This window comes from Sunxiuqinia sp., from assembly GCF_055140945.1.
Genome location: NZ_JBSQYS010000007.1, coordinates 47,645 through 64,914, shown reverse-complemented (window position 1 = coordinate 64,914; position 17,270 = coordinate 47,645). Strand labels below are relative to the sequence as shown.

The window sequence follows — 17,270 nt, the reverse complement described above, 5'->3', positions numbered from 1 at the left end:
AACGATCGTTAAAAAGGGAACGGTTTTTGAAATGCTGAGTAATGACACTTTAAAGCCCCAGCCCTATGAAAAACTGGTTCTTCATACTATTCTTGCTTATCTGCTTTTTTACAGCCCAAAAGCACCCGGCTTTAGCAGCTAGACTAGATTCCATTCAACTAGTAATTGATCAAGATCAACTCATCCTTCCTGGCGAAACATTCAAAATAGGCATAATTGCCTATAAACGAAACGGAAAAATTCGGAAAACATTTGGCATGCCCGGAGGTCGCACACTCTGGTGGAAATATAAAGTTGAGGTTGTTGGAGGAACTGATTTTGGTGGACGAATAACGGTTAACGAACAACTCAAACCATCGATAGGAAAATACATCAGTATTGAAGCCTACCCACGACGACAGCCCAAGCTAAAAAGGAAAGTGTTCGTTCCGCTCAATTATGAAACAGCTATTGCTTTTCAACCTACAACTTCTTTTGACAAAGCACCCGGATGTCGATTTGATGGAGAAGTCGTTTCGCTATTCAACAACAAAGTGGTTCAAATTTATGACAAGTTGAGAAGAAAAAAGGAAGCCGATAATTTCTTATTTATCCCCCAGGGTGGTGATTGGGATAATGGGAAATTCACAATCGACCCCGATTTTCGAAACATCAATAATCACCGGGTTGGTTTAGTTGTGAATTCAAAAACGAACCAAGCCGTATCCGATACCTTTTCAATCTTGCTGGATTACAAACACGACTACAGATTAAATTTGTATGGACGATCTGGCTATTCCGGGCATAATGGAAGTGATGGTTCCGACGGGTCAGCAGGTTATCATGGCGGTTATGGTGGAAATGGAAGGAATGGTGAGTACGGCGAAAACGGCCCCGATATTGGTGTTTGGGTCGACCTTTATCATGATTCAATTTTAAATGAACCGCTACTTTATGTGTATGCCGAAAACCTCTGGACCGGGAAGGATTATCGCTATTTGATTAATCCTGATGGTGGACGGCTTTCCGTAAGCTCAACAGGCGGACGGGGAGGCGATGGTGGGGATGGCGGTGATGGTGGGGACGGTGGCGATGGCCGCGACGGAGAAATATGGTTTGAAAAACGCATAGAAAAAAGAACCGTTAGCAAGCCATTTACCGAAAAACGCACTGTAACCGAAACCAAAACAATTACCAATAGCGATGGAGAACAAGAAGAGGTTGAAGTTGAAAAGGAAATTGAAGTGATCGTTTATAAAGACGTCGAAGAAGAATTTGAGATTAAAATCAGGCATCAGGGGCCTGGTGAAGATGGTGGCGATGGCGGCTGGGGAGGTGCCGGTGGTTTTGCCGGTGGCGGTGGCTATGGTGGCCATATTTCCTTATTTTTTACTGACGATGCCCGCCCCTATCAAAATCTGATTAGTGCATCCAGCAACGGCGGACCGGGAGGAAAAAATGGTGATGGTGGTGATGGCGGCCGCCGAGGAGACGGTGGCGATGGTAATCCTGACGGCTCTGACGGCCGAAGCGGAGGAAGTGGCCCTTCACGATTTGGCTGGGCCGATGATGGCTGGGATGGGAGCATTGAAGTAGAATCAACCGATGAGTTCTTCTTTTACACCCCTTCAGAATAAATAAGCCTGAGTTGCTCTTGGGGTCATCAAATTCATCTTTCGATGGTTTATATTACTTTTACGATATAATTATTGAAAGTGAGCCAAAAAATACTTTTCATCACACCGCCTTTTACACAGCTGAATACGCCGTATCCTGCAACAGCTTATTTGAAAGGATTTTTAAATACTCGTTCCATCGACTCCAATCAATGTGATTTAGGAATTGAAGTCATTTTAGCGTTGTTCTCTGGTGCAGGGTTAACCGCTCTTTTTCAGAAAATTGAGGCTAAAAAGCCTGTGTTGTCGGAAAACAGCCAGCGTATTTTTGACATGCGTGCTGAATATATCCGAACAATTGACCCGGTGATTGCCTTGCTTCAGAATAAAAACAGTACCCTGGCTCATATTATTTGCGATGGATGCTACCTCCCCGAGGCATCGCGCTTTGCAAATACCGAAGACCTCGACTGGGCTTTTGGAACCATGGGCTTACACGATAAAGCCAAGCATTTGGCAACCCTTTACCTCGAAGACTTGTCGGATCTAATTGTTGAAGCCGTTGATTCTCATTTTGGTTTCAGCCGTTATGCCGAACGACTGGGCCGATCGGCCAATACCTTTGACGAACTGCACGAATCACTTCAGGCTCCGGATAGTTTTATCGACCAGTTGCTGGCCACTTTACTTCAGCAAAAAATAGAACAATATCAACCAACTGTTGTGGCCTTTTCGGTGCCTTTTCCCGGAAATTTATACAGTGCCCTAAAAAGCGGACAATGGCTTAAAAAGCATTATCCGGAAATTAAAATTGTGATGGGTGGAGGTTTTCCAAATACCGAATTGCGCTCAATTTCTGATCCGCGCGTATTCGATTACCTCGACTTTATTACGCTTGACGATGGCGAAGCCCCTACCCTTTTGCTCCTTGAATATTTGGATGGAAAGCGAGAAGCCAATCAGTTAAAACGTACGTTCAGGTGTGAAAGTGGCACGGTGATTTATTGCGATGAAGCTACTGAAAACGACATTTTTCAGGCCGATGTGGGTGCTCCCGACTATTCCGGTCTGCCACTTGACAACTATCTTTCGGTGATTGAAATTGTGAACCCCATGCACCGCCTGTGGAGCGATGGACGCTGGAACAAGCTAACGCTGGCTCATGGTTGCTACTGGGGCCGATGTACTTTTTGCGACACGTCGCTCGACTACATCCGGCGCTACGAGCCCAGCAGCGTAAAATCACTGTGCGACCGCATTGAACAGCTCATTGAGCAAACCGGGCAAATTGGCTTTCATTTTGTTGACGAAGCCGCACCCCCCGCTTTAATGCGTGCGCTGGCACTCGAAATTATTCGCAGAAAGTTAAGCGTGGTTTGGTGGACAAACATTCGTTTCGAGAAAAGTTTTACCTACGACCTGTGCTTGCTGCTGAAAGAGTCAGGCTGCATTGCCGTTTCCGGTGGGCTGGAAGTTGCTTCCGACCGACTACTGGGAATGATTAACAAAGGAGTAAGTCTGAGTAAAGTAGCCAAGGTTACTGATAATTTCACCCAGGCAGGAATAATGGTTCATGCCTACCTGATGTATGGTTTCCCAACGCAAACAGCGCAGGAAACGATCGATTCGCTCGACGTGGTTCGCCAGTTGTTCGAGGCAGGTGTCATTCAATCCGGCTTTTGGCACCAATTTGCCATGACCGCTCACAGTCCGGTTGGCCTTCATCCCGAAAAGTTCAAGGTGAAAATCAAAAATACAACTGCTGGCTCATTTGCCAACAACGACCTGATTCACGATGATCCGACAGGTTGTAAGCACGAACTTTTTAGTGAAGGCCTTAAAAAATCGCTGTTCAACTACATGCATGCGATTGGCTTTGAGATGCCGCTTCAAACGTGGTTCGATTTTAAAGTGCCACGCACCACTGTAAAACCTAATTTTATTGAACAAGCCATCGAATCGCAGGAGTATCTGCCGACAAGTTCGTCCGCTTCTGTGTTATGGCTGGGAGGAAAACCTACCATAAACTACTTCAGCAAAAAGAAAAAAAGCCAGGTTTACCCCATGGCAGAGCTGACCTTTCAGAATAAAAAAGCAGCATTAACCATCCAGCTCAAAGAACCGGAAGGGAAATGGCTTTTCGGCCAACTTCCAAAACTATCTGTTGAAAATGAAACGCTGCCAACATTCGACGAACTTCAGACAAGCTTTGAAGCCCAAACCAACGAAGATTTTATCTTATTCTGGAATAGCAAACCCATGATGCGATTGCGAAAAAATGGCTTGCTGATTCTATAATTGGTAAAGGATTATACAATAAAGGTCAAAAAATAAACGCCATTCTGATGGGTAATGAAATAGCTATCAGCAGACATTTTTTGATTGGAAGATATTAAGAAATGCTTCAATGCAATAGGTCTGTTTATTGTCGTCACAAACGACTGGCTAATAACCCCTCGTCACCGCTGGCGCTAAGACAAGGGGTAGGTGGATACAAATCCTTTCTCTCCGGTATAATCTCTAGCCGAACTATAAAGATAATCTTCAGCCCGGAAAACAATCATCCCGCGGACAGGTACCTTGCACTTCCGGTTCCGCACCAAATCCGATCCAACTGCAGCTTACGTTAGGGCATATCAAGAAGAACGCCGGTTGTATATTATCCCATAGGTGCCTGATTATTTGAAAATAATTCCAATTCGATATTTCTCTTTAGACTTTTCTTATCTGCTGATATCAAATAGTCATTAAGGTAGTCGGATAAGCTTGTCAAGTCTTGAAAAATGCTTAGCCTATTTATCCCAAAGAAGTCCAAAGAACTTAAAATCTCTTCCTTTGACTCTTTCTTAACAACGATCTTTTCTAACTCATTCTCCAATGCCTTGTCAAGTGGTATATTAGGAGTACCACTTATAGTAAAAATTCCCCTTTGACTTAAAATTCGAGCAGATAACCCGCTAGGAAAAAAAACACCAAATGCTGAATAGTCAAATGGACTAGTTTCAACTGGATTATTACTATCTCTAAGCTTGTAACAGAATATGGACGCATCTTTATCCTCTTTCTCCATCACCGCAAAATATACCGCAATTAGAGGATTCTTTGTCCAATCAAGAAGCCTTGTCGCCAAACCATAATGCTGAGCAAGAGCCAACCAATCCCAGTCTGTTATAGGCTCTTTGGTCAAAAAGTGTTTAGCATAGCGTTTCCAAGACTCAAATAATCCTTTCTCCGGAAGTGTCTTACTGTACTTTTTATGAAACTCAGGTCTCCCAGATTTTGGTAATAGTTTCCATGAGGAATCTGCTTGTCCCCTAAAAACATATGTATTCGAATTTTTAAATCGTTCAAATATCTGAATCAGTTCTGAAAATGACTTCACTTTAAACTCTTTCATGCTCATAAATAATCACTATCACTAACGTTTTTCCTTTGTCTATGTCCCGACCAAAGCTAACTTGTCCCTCCTACTCTTCAGCCCGCTTTTTCCACTTCTGCCTTCCCTGAGGGAGAGCAGAACGTTGTTCTGCGGGAGTGGCGTTTCGGCTCATTACTCGTGTATTTTACTTTTAACTGTCCCAAGTTAGCAATTTTGGGAGGCAAGCAATACTAGTGACTATAATTTAATTTCATTCAAAATAACAATCGCCCGGATTAAAAACAACCACCTCCCGGACTACAGTCCGGACTCCTCCTTGAAAATGAGGAGAAATGGAGACAGATCCACGAAGCTTGCTTGACTATTTTATTGCCGGTAATTAACCACAGGCCAATTTCCCATTCTGGCCGAGGAGGGGTGGCAATCGCAAAGCGGTTGACGGAGTGGTTTTGTTTATTCCTTCAATTTTTCAGAAATTGAATCAAAAAAATGCCCAAGCTCAATAACCGTCCTTCCCTTAGAAGCTATCGTAAAAACCTGCGCAACCACTCCACCGCTGCTGAAGCAACATTATGGAAGCTTCTTAGAAACAAACAAGTTGGGGGTTTAAAATTCAGAAGGCAGCATTCAATTGGAAACTACATTCTTGACTTTTATTGTCCTCAATTGCAACTCGCCATCGAATTGGATGGAGAAGTACATTCCGGTACCTATTCCGAAGAAAAAGACCGCGAAAGGGATTCATTTCTTAACCACCAAGGAATTCAGGTGATCCACTTTGAAAATCGTTGGGTATACGAATACCCACAGGATATCGTGGAGGAAATTCTGAAAGTTAAAAATAAGCAATAAAAACAACCACCTCCCGGACTAAAGCCCGGACTCCTCCTTGAAAATGAGGAGAAATGAGGACAGATCTACGAAGCTTGCTTGACTATTTTGTTGCCGGAAATTAACCACAGGCCAATTTCCCATCCTCGCCGAGGAGGGGTGGCAATCGCAAAGCGGTTGACGGGGTGGTTTTGTTTATAACTCTAAACATTTATCGGAAAAAAGAAGTAAGACCGAAAACGAAAGAACGTTTCTTTTAGAATGGGTAAGCGAACCAACAAAGCCCCCGGGTGGTTTCACCCAGAGGCTCAATATTACTTGCTTTCAACGAAGATCAGTACTTCCTAAAAGGATTGTTTTTTACTTTTTTAACCATTTTTGAAAATGATCTCTCTTGTTTCCTCTTTTCCTGCACTGAAGTGGTATAATGCCATGCTTCTCTTCGTAGTTTGAGGTAATTTTCATACACCCCATTGTCAATATCGCCATTTTCTATGGCTTCGATCACAGCGCAACCTTTTTGGTTGATATGTTGACAATCACGAAAACGACACTGCCCTTCAAAACGACCGATATCCAACACTTCCGACAAGGTATCGGCATCGTCATTTGTAACACCAAAAACTTTTACTCCCGGCGTGTCTATTAACACTCCTGATCCTTCCATTAGTATCATCTCGCGACGCGTTGAAGTATGTTTTCCTTTTCCGGTAGAGCCACTAATAGCTGCTGTTTGCAGAATTTCCTGCCCGCATAATGCATTGATCAGTGTACTTTTTCCGACACCGGAAGAACCGATAAATACAGCTGTCTCACCCGGCGATATCAATTCACGCAATTGTTCAATACTATCCGGTGAATAAATGCTGGTAAAGAAAACAGCTGCTTTATCGGATAGGTGCTTTAATGCATTTTCGATCTCATCCTTGTCAAATGCTAAGTCCGACTTTGTCAGCACTAACACAGGTTGTATATCTTCATCAGCAATTTGTAGCATAAAGCGTTCAGTACGTCGTGCATTGAAATTATCGTCAATACTTTGCACGATAAATGCCTTATCTACATACGAGGCAATCGCTTGTTTTTCAGATACCGATCCACTTTTTAAACGGTAAAGCGTTTTTTTTCTGGGTAACAATTCGTGGATGATTCCTCTATTTGAATCAACCAACTGAAAAATGACCCAATCTCCAGTGCAGGGATATTCGACATGTTCCCTTCCATAAAGCATATTTCCGGTCAGCTCACAGATGTAGAAACCTTCTTCCGAAACAACCTCATAGCAGGTTTTATGGGTAACTGAAACCCGCCCGTGCAGATGATCCTTGAAAATTGATGCTTGCTTTTGTTGAAACAACGATTCGCTCCAACCATATAATGATAAACTATTCATCATGTTGAATTTAATATTGCTGAACGTATGGCATTAGCATACGATGCTTTCTTCGCCATGGTTCAAACGACTAATTATGTGTAGACATGAAAATAACTCCGGCAAGAATTTGCCTGAGTTTAATTAAGGGATAACCTTGGGTGAATCCCAAAGGTTATTTACTTTACCAAATCCATTTTAATTTTAAACATCAAACTTTTTTAGCTAAAACAAAGGTACGATTTTTTTTGGATCGCATTGGAAATCATCGGTCCCGGAAATACTTTGAAAAGTGAATTCTTATGGAATTCCTACTTCAAAAAAACAACTATCTTTGTAGCCCTTAAACAGAATTGGTTTTCACGACAATAAAAAAATCACGTTGACATGACATCATACAAACGTACTTTAATTACTTCTGCCCTGCCTTATGCTAATGGGCCCGTACACATTGGTCACCTGGCGGGGGTTTATGTTCCGGCTGATATTTATGCGCGCTACCTCCGACTGAAAAACGAAGAGGTTTTGCTCATTGGTGGCTCGGATGAACACGGTGTTCCTATTACCCTGAAAGCAAAAAACGAAGGTGTTACTCCGCAAGATATCGTGGACAAATACCACGGAATGATTAAAGATTCGTTTGAGCGCTTCGGCATTTCGTTTGATGTGTATTCACGGACCAGTTCCAAAATTCATCATGAAACAGCAGCCGGTTTTTTCAAGAAGTTGTACGACGATGGTAAGTTTGCAGAGCAAACCAGCGAACAATATTACGACGAAGAAAACAAGCAGTTTTTGGCCGACCGCTACATCGTGGGAACCTGTCCAAAATGTTCGTTCGACAACGCTTATGGCGACCAATGCGAGAGCTGCGGAACATCGTTGAGCCCAACCGAACTGATCAACCCGAAATCGATGATCAGCGGAAATACCCCCGTATTGAAAGAAACAAAACACTGGTACCTGCCGCTCGACCAGTACGAACCGTGGTTAAAAGAATGGATACTGGAAGGTCACAAAGAATGGAAGTCGAATGTATACGGGCAATGCAAAAGCTGGATCGACAGTGGACTGAACCCGCGTGCCGTAACCCGCGACCTGAATTGGGGCGTGCCTGTGCCTATTGACGAAGCCGAAGGAAAAGTGCTGTACGTGTGGTTTGATGCACCGATTGGCTATATTTCGGCCACCAAAGAGCTGACACCCGATTGGGAAAAATGGTGGAAAGATGAAGAAACCAAAATGCTGCATTTCATCGGAAAAGACAACATTGTTTTCCACTGTATTATTTTCCCAACCATGCTGAAAGCCGAAGGAAGCTACATTTTACCGGAGAATGTGCCAGCCAACGAATTTCTGAACCTTGAAGGCGATAAGATTTCGACCTCACGCAACTGGGCCGTTTGGTTGCACGAATACCTGGAAGAATTCCCCGGAAAAGAAGATGTATTGAAATACACCTTGACTGCCAACGCCCCGGAAACCAAAGACAATGACTTTACCTGGAAAGATTTTCAGGCTCGCAACAACAACGAACTGGTGGCTGTACTTGGTAACTTTGTAAACCGCGCACTGGTACTCACTCAAAAATATTACGAAGGTGTTGTTCCCGCTCTTGGAGAGTTGAATGAAGTGGATCAAGCCACGTTAGCCGAAATTGGCAACCTTAAAACTGAAGTTGAAAAAAGCCTGGACAACTACCGTTTCCGCGAAGCACTGAAATTGGCCATGGATTTGGCTCGATTGGGGAACAAATACCTGGCAGACGAAGAGCCTTGGAAAGTGTTTAAAACCGATCCGGAACGTGTAAAAACGGTAATGAATATCTGTTTACAAATTACCGCCAACCTGACCATCATGCTAAAGCCGTTTCTACCTTTCAGCATGGATAAGCTTTGTGGCTTTATCAACTTTGATAAACTGGATTGGAGCGAGCTGGGCCGAACAGATCTACTGCCTGCCGGACACCAAACCAACAAGCCGGAGTTGTTGTTCGAAAAAATTGAAGATGCCACCATCGAAGCACAGGTTCAAAAATTGCTGGACACTAAAAAAGCAAACGAAGTAGCTGAAGCTGTGGCAAAACCGGCGAAAGAAAATTGCTCGTTTGACGATTTCATGAAAATGGACATTCGCACAGCGACCATTTTAGAAGCTGAGCCGGTTGCTAAAACCAAGAAACTGATGAAGATTTTAGTAGATACCGGAATCGATAAACGCACTGTGGTTTCCGGAATTGCCGAATATTACAAAGCAGAAGAAATCATCGGTAAGCAGGTATCGGTTTTGGTGAATCTGGAACCCCGAAAACTGCGTGGTATCGAATCGCAAGGAATGATTCTGATGGCTGAAGATGCCGATGGAACCTTGAAGTTTGTATCTCCTGAAAGCTCGGTTAAAAACGGATCGGAAGTAAGATAAGAAATCAAGACAGTCGTTGCCAACTCTTGTTGGCAGCGCTTCCGTAAGTTGCCGTACTGCTCTGCAGATCGGTAACTTACTCTACATATAACTGAAACCGCTTTTGTACGCAAAGGCGGTTTTTCCTCAAAAAAAAGGGCCGCAACCGCGTACCCTTTTCAAACTAATAAACCAACTAAACCTAAAACTAAATCTTTATTCGTTTAAATATTTTTTATTTCGATGTTTGAAGTTCGATGTTCTCTTCGTCCCATTCAACATCAAGCTTACTTCGTCCCCAAATTTGTTCTTTCCCTTTTTGAACATCGAACTTAACATCAAAAACAACAGACGTATCAGAAAAGTTCATTATGACCAAAAGTTTGTAAGAAGTTAACAGATCAAATTCGAGGCTTAACCAATCTGCTAGCTTACAAGCGGTCAATTTATACTCAATCCACGGAGGAAAATGACAAGGAACTCAGCAATTCAATGAATCGGCTTATATACTGACATTTACAGCAGCCAATGAAACGCCAAAATCCAGCTTTTACAATAAGGTTGAGCGAAAAAGACGAATGACTATAGTGGACATGTTTAAGATTATTTGATAGCCAAATCTATTTGACTAATTTTATTCCACAACAACAAGAGGTTAAGGTCACGAACCTATTTGATATTTTCGGTTTCGCTTCTATCACAAATTGTTAAAGACTCGAAACATGACACTAAATTATTCGCACTACTTAAAAAGAATCGCTATGAAAAGAATTGCTGTATTGTGTCTCCTTTTAGGTTCTATTCTTGCTCAAACTAGTGCCGCAGAGCCATTTCGAGAACCATTTATTCAACTGTTTATTGATGGAAAGCTGATGGAAAGCGGTTCCGATTTCGAAGTTAACAAAGGCGATCAATTCACACTTCTGGCACAACTAAAAGGTGGTCGCTCAGATTTTGTTTGGTATCCTGACACTTACTTTGATTTTAGCTCCGATGCAAAAATTGTCAGCAGGGGTAACAAAAAAATAGTTTATCAGGAAGGCGACCAAGAAAAGACCTGGGAACTATTAAGTGAAAACATTGAATTTGAATCGGACAATAAAATCAAGCTGGACATGTTGCAGGAACTAGCGAATAGGCATATGGTTGAAGTGAACATTCCGGCGGGCAACATCGAAAAATCGTACATTAAAGTGACGATTGTTTCAACCTGGCAATTTACCGATGGAAATACAACACGATTAGAAGAAAACAAAGCCGATGCAATTATCCATCTGGATATCATTGGAAATGAAAATGAATGGTTTGCAACACCCAATATAAAAGCATCCGGTTACAAAAGTAATTCGATAGAAGAAAAATTAAATGGAATTCAAAGCTCATACGATACAATTGAAGATTTGCTTACCAGCTTTGACTTTGCCTCAGTTCAGGGAGAAATACGGAATTTGCAAAACTTAATGCGTGAATTGGAAACTCAGGTGCGAAAGATAGAAGCTGAAACCCCAACAAACGCGACAGATCTATACTTTAAAGGAACTCCCAGTGATGAAGTTATTAAGGATATTAGTCGCTTCAAGGAACTGGAAGAAGCCTGGAATGAACTGGAAACGATTGTTAATGATCAAACTGATGAGCTCAGCAAATTGGAGCAATCCGGTGATCGGATTAAACGCAAAGAGTTGTTTTCATTAATTAAACCAATAATCAAATGGCAAGAGTCGCTACCAACCAATGCTGAAGCGCTTTTAACTACTTACACCAAGGATATTGACTGGACAGATATCATGATACAAAGTGCACTTTCTTTTAATCCTGAGAAAGACCGGATCAATAATCCGGACCTGGCAATAACTGATTTTAAAGAGTTTTTAAGCAGACGAACACAGCAGGTTCAAACTGAGAAGAAGAAAATTAATTACGCTTCAACACGTCTGCAAGCGGTAAAAATATTTGATGGAATGCTTCTGGGCTATTTCTCATCAATCAATTTTGCCAAGTGGGAAAATACGAGAGAATAACAAACTAATAACCAGATTACAATCTAATTTTGTTTAAAGTTTTAATCAATTATCTGAACAAAAATAGGTTTTTTGTTGTTTTTGAAGCAATAGTATGTTAGGGATACTGAATCAATGCCATGAAAACAATTAAGAAACACGCCGGAATTTACACTTTACACGCTGAACAAAAACTCCCGATTAGCTTAAATGATGCTTGGGAGTTTTTTTCTAATCCGGAAAATCTTGAGAAGATTACGCCGCCAAGTATGCATTTCAAAATTACCTCAGGAGAAATCGTTCCGATGTATCCCGGCCAAATAATTACTTATCATGTTTCACCGTTTCCGGGATACACAACCCACTGGGTTACCGAAATTACGCAGGTAAAGGAAAAGCATTTTTTTGTTGATGAACAACGTTTCGGGCCCTACAAAATGTGGCATCACGAACACCTATTTCAGGAAATAGCAGATGGAACATTAATAACCGATAAAGTGAGCTACAAGTTACCTTTTGGAGCACTTGGTCATCTGGCTCATCACTTGTTTGTTCAAGGCCAACTTGAACATATTTTCGCATACCGGTACAATTATCTCATTAATTACTTAAAAAAATAGCAAGTCATGTTTGGATTATTTAAACGAAAATCACCAATAGAAAAGCTTCAGGCGAAATATAACAAATTGATGAAAGACTATCACGAGATCTCAAAAGTCAATCGGAAAGAAGCTGAAAAATACTATGTACAGGCTGAGAAAATTTTAACTGAAATCAAGACTATTCAGAGCAAGTAATTGACTTACTATACCACCACCATGTTGGGAAACCAAGAGAATAAAGTATTGGGTATCGATGGTTGCAAAACCGGCTGGTGCGTGGCGGTTTACGATGGGATAAACTATTCCATTGAAATTTTTTCCACGCGGAATCAAATTCTTCATCAGCATTCTGATGCGATCTGCTGCCTGATTGATATGCCAATTGGCTTGCCCAGAAATGGAGAAAAGAGAAATCAGGAGAGCATTGCCCGCAAGGAATTATCTCCAGGATTTTCGTCAACTATTTTTACCCCTCCCTGCTACGAAGCTTTATCTGCAACAAACTACGAAGAAGCAAAACTGATTAATCAGCAAATCACCGGAAAAATCTTTATCGATTCAGTCCTGGAACTTAGTGCCCAAAATAAAAGAACTTGATCAGTTTTTAGAACAAAATCCAGCTTGGAAACCAAAAACGATGGAGAGCCATCCGGAGATTAACTTCAAAAATCTCAACAACGGTAGGCTTTTAAAGCACAAGAAAGCAGCCAAAGAGCATGTCGGTATTCAAGAACGTTTAGCAATCCTTTCCAAACACCACCAAGCGCTGCCAACCTTTTTCAATCAGTATCGAAATCGATTCAAGAAATGGCAAGTAAAAGATGATGATTTGGTGGATGCACTCTAATTATTAAACGATGCTACTATCCAGTGCCGGACATGTTGCCGATATGATCTCAAGGATGAAAAACAATCGGTCCCTGAGAAAAAAGAAAGCTTATTTCAACACCGAAGATCCGATTGTGCTAAAAGAAAAACACCGGAATCTTTATTTTAAAAAGGTTTCACGTGAAACAAAAGGCCGATTTCTGAATAAAATAAGCCTACAAACAACTAAACGCAAACGGTATGAACGAATAGTACTTGCAGCAATGGCCATTATAATGATCGCCTTTATTTGGTATCTGAAGAACTACACCTAAATCAACAAAACCACCCATAAAATCACTGATAAACAAGACTCATTTAATTGATATTGTTTTGATATTGACGAACTCGCGAATACCCAGAAGAGACAACTCCCGACCATAGCCACTTTCTTTTATTCCACCAAAAGGTAATCGAGGATCTGATTTCACAAAGTCGTTTACAAACACACATCCTGCTTCGAGTCCTTTCTCCGCTATTTTCTTTCCCCGTTCCAAATCAGCGGTAAACACCCCGGCGCCCAATCCGAAAACCGTGTCGTTTGCAATTTTAATTCCCTCTTCTTCGGTTTTTACTTTGAATAAAGAAGCCACCGGACCAAAAAGTTCCTCTTCGTAAGCCGGCATTCCAGGTTCAACATTCTCCAGAACTGTAGGCGGATAAAACGAATCATCATCATTGGGGATAAAACCGCCACAAATTATGTTGGCTCCTTTAGCCACCGAAGCGCTCACCTGGCCATGTAATTCATCCCTTAAATCATGCCGTGCCATCGGCCCAATCTTTGTATCCGCATCTTCAGGATTACCATATTTTGCGGTTTGCATTTCCTTTACAAATGCCTCTCTAAACTGATCATAAACGCTTTCAACAACAATAAACCGTTTGGCTCCAATACAACTTTGTCCGGCATTTAGCAAACGAGCTGAAGCACAAAGCTTAGCAGCTTCTTCAATATCGGCATCCTCCAAAATTAAATAGGGATCGCTCCCTCCCAGCTCAAGTACCGATTTTTTTAACACGGATCCGGCAATTGCTGCTACCGACTTACCCGCCGGAGTACTTCCGGTTAAAGTAACTGCCTTTATTTTAGGGTTCTCTAGAACCTGCTTTACGGCGCTTCCGCGAATTAGCAGACTGCGAAAGACATTTTCGGGCAACCCGGCATCGCGAACCAGCTTTTCGATGGCCAGTGAGCATCCCTGAACATTACTGGCATGTTTTAGTACACCGGTATTACCAGCCATCAGTGCCGGTGCCAAAAACCGGAAAACCTGCCAAAAGGGAAAGTTCCAGGGCATCACAGCCAATACAGTTCCCAAGGGTTGAAAGCTGACAAATGACTCGGAAGCATCGGACTCAATAACTTCACTATCGAGAAACTGAGCACCATTTTCGGCGTAAAATCGGCAAACCCAAGCGCACTTTTCAATTTCGCTTACAGCTTCTTTTTTCACCTTCCCCATTTCATACATAATCAGGTTCGAAAGTGATTCTTTCTGCTCTGTAAGCTGATTAACCAGTTCCAGCAAATAGTTTTTTCGTTCCTCAAATGTGGTCTTTTTCCACGATTGAAAGGCTACATCGACCTCTTTGATAATGTGTTTGGCTTCTGAGCCAGTGTGTTCTTTATAATTCTCAATTATTTTATTTGTGAATGGATTTATTGATTTCATAGCATTTCTGTTTTTTTGAAAATCTGATAATTGCCGATAGCTAAATGACTTAATGTTGAAAACGCAGTCGTTAAGGACTATTTCTAATCTCATCAACTTTTGTCCATTAAATTTAAGCATAAAAAAAGGGCTTTTCAAGAAAAGCCCTTTTCGTATTTGTTATCATTTTTAGCTTAATCAACTAACTTAAACTGACTTTCTTTAACGTCTCTTGAGTTTGTTCCTACAAAAACTTTGAAATCTCCCGGTTCTGCCGTCCATTTTTTATCAATATTATAAAAAGCCAAATCCTGCGGTGTTAAACTGAATGTCACTTCTTTTGATTCTCCAACCGGAATTGTCACCTTTTTAAAAGCTTTCAATTCCTTAACAGGGCGTGCTACCGATGCAAATAAATCATGAATATAAAGTTGAACGACTTCTGTTCCCTCCCTTTTTCCTGTATTTTTTACCTGAACAGTTACTTTTACCAACTCATCGAATGAAATCTGATCTTTATCGAGTGAGATATCGGAGTATTCAAAATTGGTGTAGGTCAGTCCGTAACCAAAAGGATAAAGTGGCACTTTAGGCGCATCAGTATAATGTGACCAAAATACATTTCCTTCGCCATTGTCGGGCCGACCAGTGCTCAGATGATTGTAATAAATTGGTGCTTGTCCGGTTACTACCGGAAAAGACACCGGCAATTTTCCTGAAGGCGCAAAATCGCCAAACAAAACGTCAGCTATGGCGTTTCCTGACTCTAGTCCCAAGTGCCAAACTTCAAGTATCGCTTTGGCTTTTTCGGCAATTTCGCCTAATACTACCGGACGTCCATTCATCAACACAACAACTATATTTGGATTGACAGCATAAATCTCGTTGAAAAACTCCATTTGCAATCCTTTCAGCCTGATATCAGTCTGGCTTCTCCCCTCGCCTGTCTGAAAGCAATTCTCACCCAAAGCCATGACAACAACATCTGATTTTTGCGCCAACACCTTTGCCTCTTCGAAACCACTACGATCGGTTATATTGAAATTGAGCTCTTTCACAAAGCTTTTCTCACCATCGATTAATCGAACGCCTTGAGTAAACTGAATGTCATTTTTTTGTTCTTTATTGGCTTTGATTCCTTCAATAAGCGAAACCGCCGAATTGGGTATTGCACTGGCTCTCCAACTTCCAATCGGACTATCTTTATCTTCGGCCAATTCACCCATTACTGCAATGGATAAACCATTTTTAGCTAAAGGTAAAACCTCTCCTTCATTCTTCAATAAAACAATTGACTTACGGGCAGCATCTCGCGCTACAGCCAAATTCTCAGCAGAAAGAATGACCTCTTTTTCACGTTCGACATTGCTGTATTGATAAGGATCATCAAATAAACCCAATTCAAATTTCATCTTTAATACTCGTCCGGCAGCATCATTAATCAAGGCTTCATCAATAGTTCCTTCAGCAACCAATTCTTCCAAATGATCGACATAACAGCGACCTTCCATATCCATATCGCAACCACCAATAATGGCAAGTTTTGCTGCTTCCTTTTTATTTGGGGCAACTCCATGATTGACAATCTCACCAACTGAGTTCCAGTCAGAAACCACCATGCCATCATATCCCCATTCGCCTTTTAAAATATCGCGCAGCAGGTAGGTATTCATGGTAGCAGGTATGCCACCAATCACATTGAAGGCATTCATGAACGAAGCCGCACCAGCATCGGCAGCAGCTTTAAATGGAGGTAGCACCGTGTTGTGCAGCGTATTGTCGCTAATGTCAACAGTATTATAATCACGCCCGGCTTCGATAAAACCATAGGCGGCAAAATGCTTGGCGCAAGCTGCAACAGTGCTTGTACTGGACAAATCATCGCCTTGAAAGCCTTTTACACGAGCAGCGGCAAACAAGGATCCCAAGTAAGGATCTTCTCCTGCTCCTTCCATAACTCGCCCCCAACGGGCATCGCGAGAGATATCTACCATGGGTGCAAAGGTCCAGTGAATACCTGCAGCAGAAGCCTCTTTAGCAGCAATTGAAGCTGATTTTTTTGCAAGCGCCGGTTCCCAGCTTGCCGCTTCGGCCAATGGAATTGGAAAGAGGGTTCGGTAGCCATGAATGACATCGTAACCAAAAACCAAGGGAATACCAAGTCTACTGTTTTCAACGGCCAGTTTCTGGGCTTCTCTTGTGGCTTCGGCTCCGGTTACATTTAGCATTGATCCGACCATGCCGGTTTTAATTTGCTCCAACTGATTTTGCATATCCTCTGCTGCGGGAGCCGGACCAGTCATTTCCCACTGACTAGTATACTGATTTAACTGGCCAATTTTTTCCTGAAGCGTCATCAGCTTTAATAGTGAATCAACTTTTACGTCAATTGGATCGGGTTTTACGGAATTATTCGTAGCGTCAACTTTTGCCATAAATAGAAAAAGTAATAGTGAAATGATTATTGATTTAGTGGTAAACATTGTAATAGTACTTTAAAATTTAGGAAGCTAAATTACAATAATCCGCAGAAATTGAGATATAAAAAGGGCTTTCTTAATAGAAAGCC

The 17,270-nt window shown here is 41.8% G+C and carries 15 protein-coding genes; 10 read left to right on the top strand and 5 right to left on the bottom strand.

Going from position 1 to position 17,270, the window contains the following annotated elements:
* Positions 1-65: 65 nt before the first annotated feature.
* On the top strand, positions 66-1,616 hold the full coding sequence (locus ACTB00_RS04520) for a hypothetical protein (RefSeq protein ID WP_463298753.1): 1,551 nt from the start codon (positions 66-68) through the stop codon (positions 1,614-1,616).
* Between the two features lie 78 nt (positions 1,617-1,694).
* The gene (locus ACTB00_RS04515) at positions 1,695-3,893 is read left to right on the top strand and encodes a B12-binding domain-containing radical SAM protein (RefSeq protein ID WP_463298752.1); all 2,199 of its coding nucleotides are present in this window, start codon (positions 1,695-1,697) and stop codon (positions 3,891-3,893) included.
* A gap of 361 nt (positions 3,894-4,254) precedes the next feature.
* On the opposite strand, the gene ACTB00_RS04510 is transcribed toward ACTB00_RS04515, so the two are convergent.
* Positions 4,255-4,992: an FRG domain-containing protein gene (locus ACTB00_RS04510; RefSeq protein ID WP_463298751.1), complete on the bottom strand. Its 738-nt coding sequence runs from the start codon at positions 4,990-4,992 to the stop codon at positions 4,255-4,257.
* A gap of 471 nt (positions 4,993-5,463) precedes the next feature.
* On the opposite strand from ACTB00_RS04510, the gene ACTB00_RS04505 reads away from it, so the two are divergent.
* Positions 5,464-5,826 (top strand): endonuclease domain-containing protein, encoded by a 363-nt coding sequence (locus ACTB00_RS04505; protein WP_463298750.1) that lies wholly within the window; start codon positions 5,464-5,466, stop codon positions 5,824-5,826.
* Between the two features lie 313 nt (positions 5,827-6,139).
* Here the strand turns inward: ACTB00_RS04505 and rsgA are convergent, their stop codons facing one another.
* The gene (gene rsgA, locus ACTB00_RS04500; RefSeq protein ID WP_463298749.1) at positions 6,140-7,201 is read right to left on the bottom strand and encodes a ribosome small subunit-dependent GTPase A; all 1,062 of its coding nucleotides are present in this window, start codon (positions 7,199-7,201) and stop codon (positions 6,140-6,142) included.
* A 363-nt stretch (positions 7,202-7,564) separates the two neighbouring features.
* On the opposite strand from rsgA, the gene metG reads away from it, so the two are divergent.
* A complete protein-coding gene (gene metG / locus ACTB00_RS04495) occupies positions 7,565-9,598 on the top strand; it encodes a methionine--tRNA ligase (protein WP_463298748.1) in 2,034 nt (677 codons plus the stop codon).
* A 214-nt stretch (positions 9,599-9,812) separates the two neighbouring features.
* Here metG and ACTB00_RS04490 read toward each other — a convergent pair whose 3' ends face one another.
* On the bottom strand, positions 9,813-9,947 hold the full coding sequence (locus tag ACTB00_RS04490; protein ID WP_463298747.1) for a hypothetical protein: 135 nt from the start codon (positions 9,945-9,947) through the stop codon (positions 9,813-9,815).
* Positions 9,948-10,338: 391 nt separating this feature from the next.
* Here ACTB00_RS04490 and ACTB00_RS04485 point away from each other — a divergent pair, with 391 nt between their 5' ends.
* The 6 genes from ACTB00_RS04485 to ACTB00_RS04460 all read left to right on the top strand — a co-directional run bounded on the left by ACTB00_RS04485 (position 10,339) and on the right by ACTB00_RS04460 (position 13,321).
* Complete coding sequence (locus ACTB00_RS04485; RefSeq protein WP_463298746.1) at positions 10,339-11,598, top strand: hypothetical protein; 1,260 nt, start codon at positions 10,339-10,341, stop codon at positions 11,596-11,598.
* Positions 11,599-11,717: 119 nt separating this feature from the next.
* A complete protein-coding gene (locus ACTB00_RS04480; protein WP_463298745.1) occupies positions 11,718-12,197 on the top strand; it encodes an SRPBCC family protein in 480 nt (159 codons plus the stop codon).
* Between the two features lie 6 nt (positions 12,198-12,203).
* Positions 12,204-12,374: a Lacal_2735 family protein gene (locus ACTB00_RS04475; RefSeq protein WP_463298744.1), complete on the top strand. Its 171-nt coding sequence runs from the start codon at positions 12,204-12,206 to the stop codon at positions 12,372-12,374.
* Positions 12,375-12,776: a DUF429 domain-containing protein gene (locus ACTB00_RS04470; RefSeq protein ID WP_463298743.1), complete on the top strand. Its 402-nt coding sequence runs from the start codon at positions 12,375-12,377 to the stop codon at positions 12,774-12,776. It abuts the gene before it with no gap.
* On the top strand, positions 12,754-13,026 hold the full coding sequence (locus ACTB00_RS04465) for a DUF429 domain-containing protein (RefSeq protein ID WP_463298742.1): 273 nt from the start codon (positions 12,754-12,756) through the stop codon (positions 13,024-13,026). Before ACTB00_RS04470 ends, ACTB00_RS04465 begins: the two co-directional genes overlap by 23 nt.
* Positions 13,027-13,036: 10 nt before the next feature.
* Positions 13,037-13,321 (top strand): hypothetical protein, encoded by a 285-nt coding sequence (locus tag ACTB00_RS04460; RefSeq protein ID WP_463298741.1) that lies wholly within the window; start codon positions 13,037-13,039, stop codon positions 13,319-13,321.
* Between the two features lie 39 nt (positions 13,322-13,360).
* Here ACTB00_RS04460 and ACTB00_RS04455 read toward each other — a convergent pair whose 3' ends face one another.
* Together ACTB00_RS04455 and bglX are read right to left on the bottom strand one after the other, a co-directional pair.
* Positions 13,361-14,722, bottom strand: coding sequence for an NAD-dependent succinate-semialdehyde dehydrogenase (locus tag ACTB00_RS04455; RefSeq protein WP_463298740.1), 1,362 nt, complete (start codon positions 14,720-14,722; stop codon positions 13,361-13,363).
* A gap of 173 nt (positions 14,723-14,895) precedes the next feature.
* Positions 14,896-17,184, bottom strand: a complete 2,289-nt coding sequence (gene bglX, locus ACTB00_RS04450; RefSeq protein ID WP_463298739.1) for a beta-glucosidase BglX — start codon at positions 17,182-17,184, stop codon at positions 14,896-14,898.
* Between the last annotated feature and the right edge of the window lie 86 nt (positions 17,185-17,270).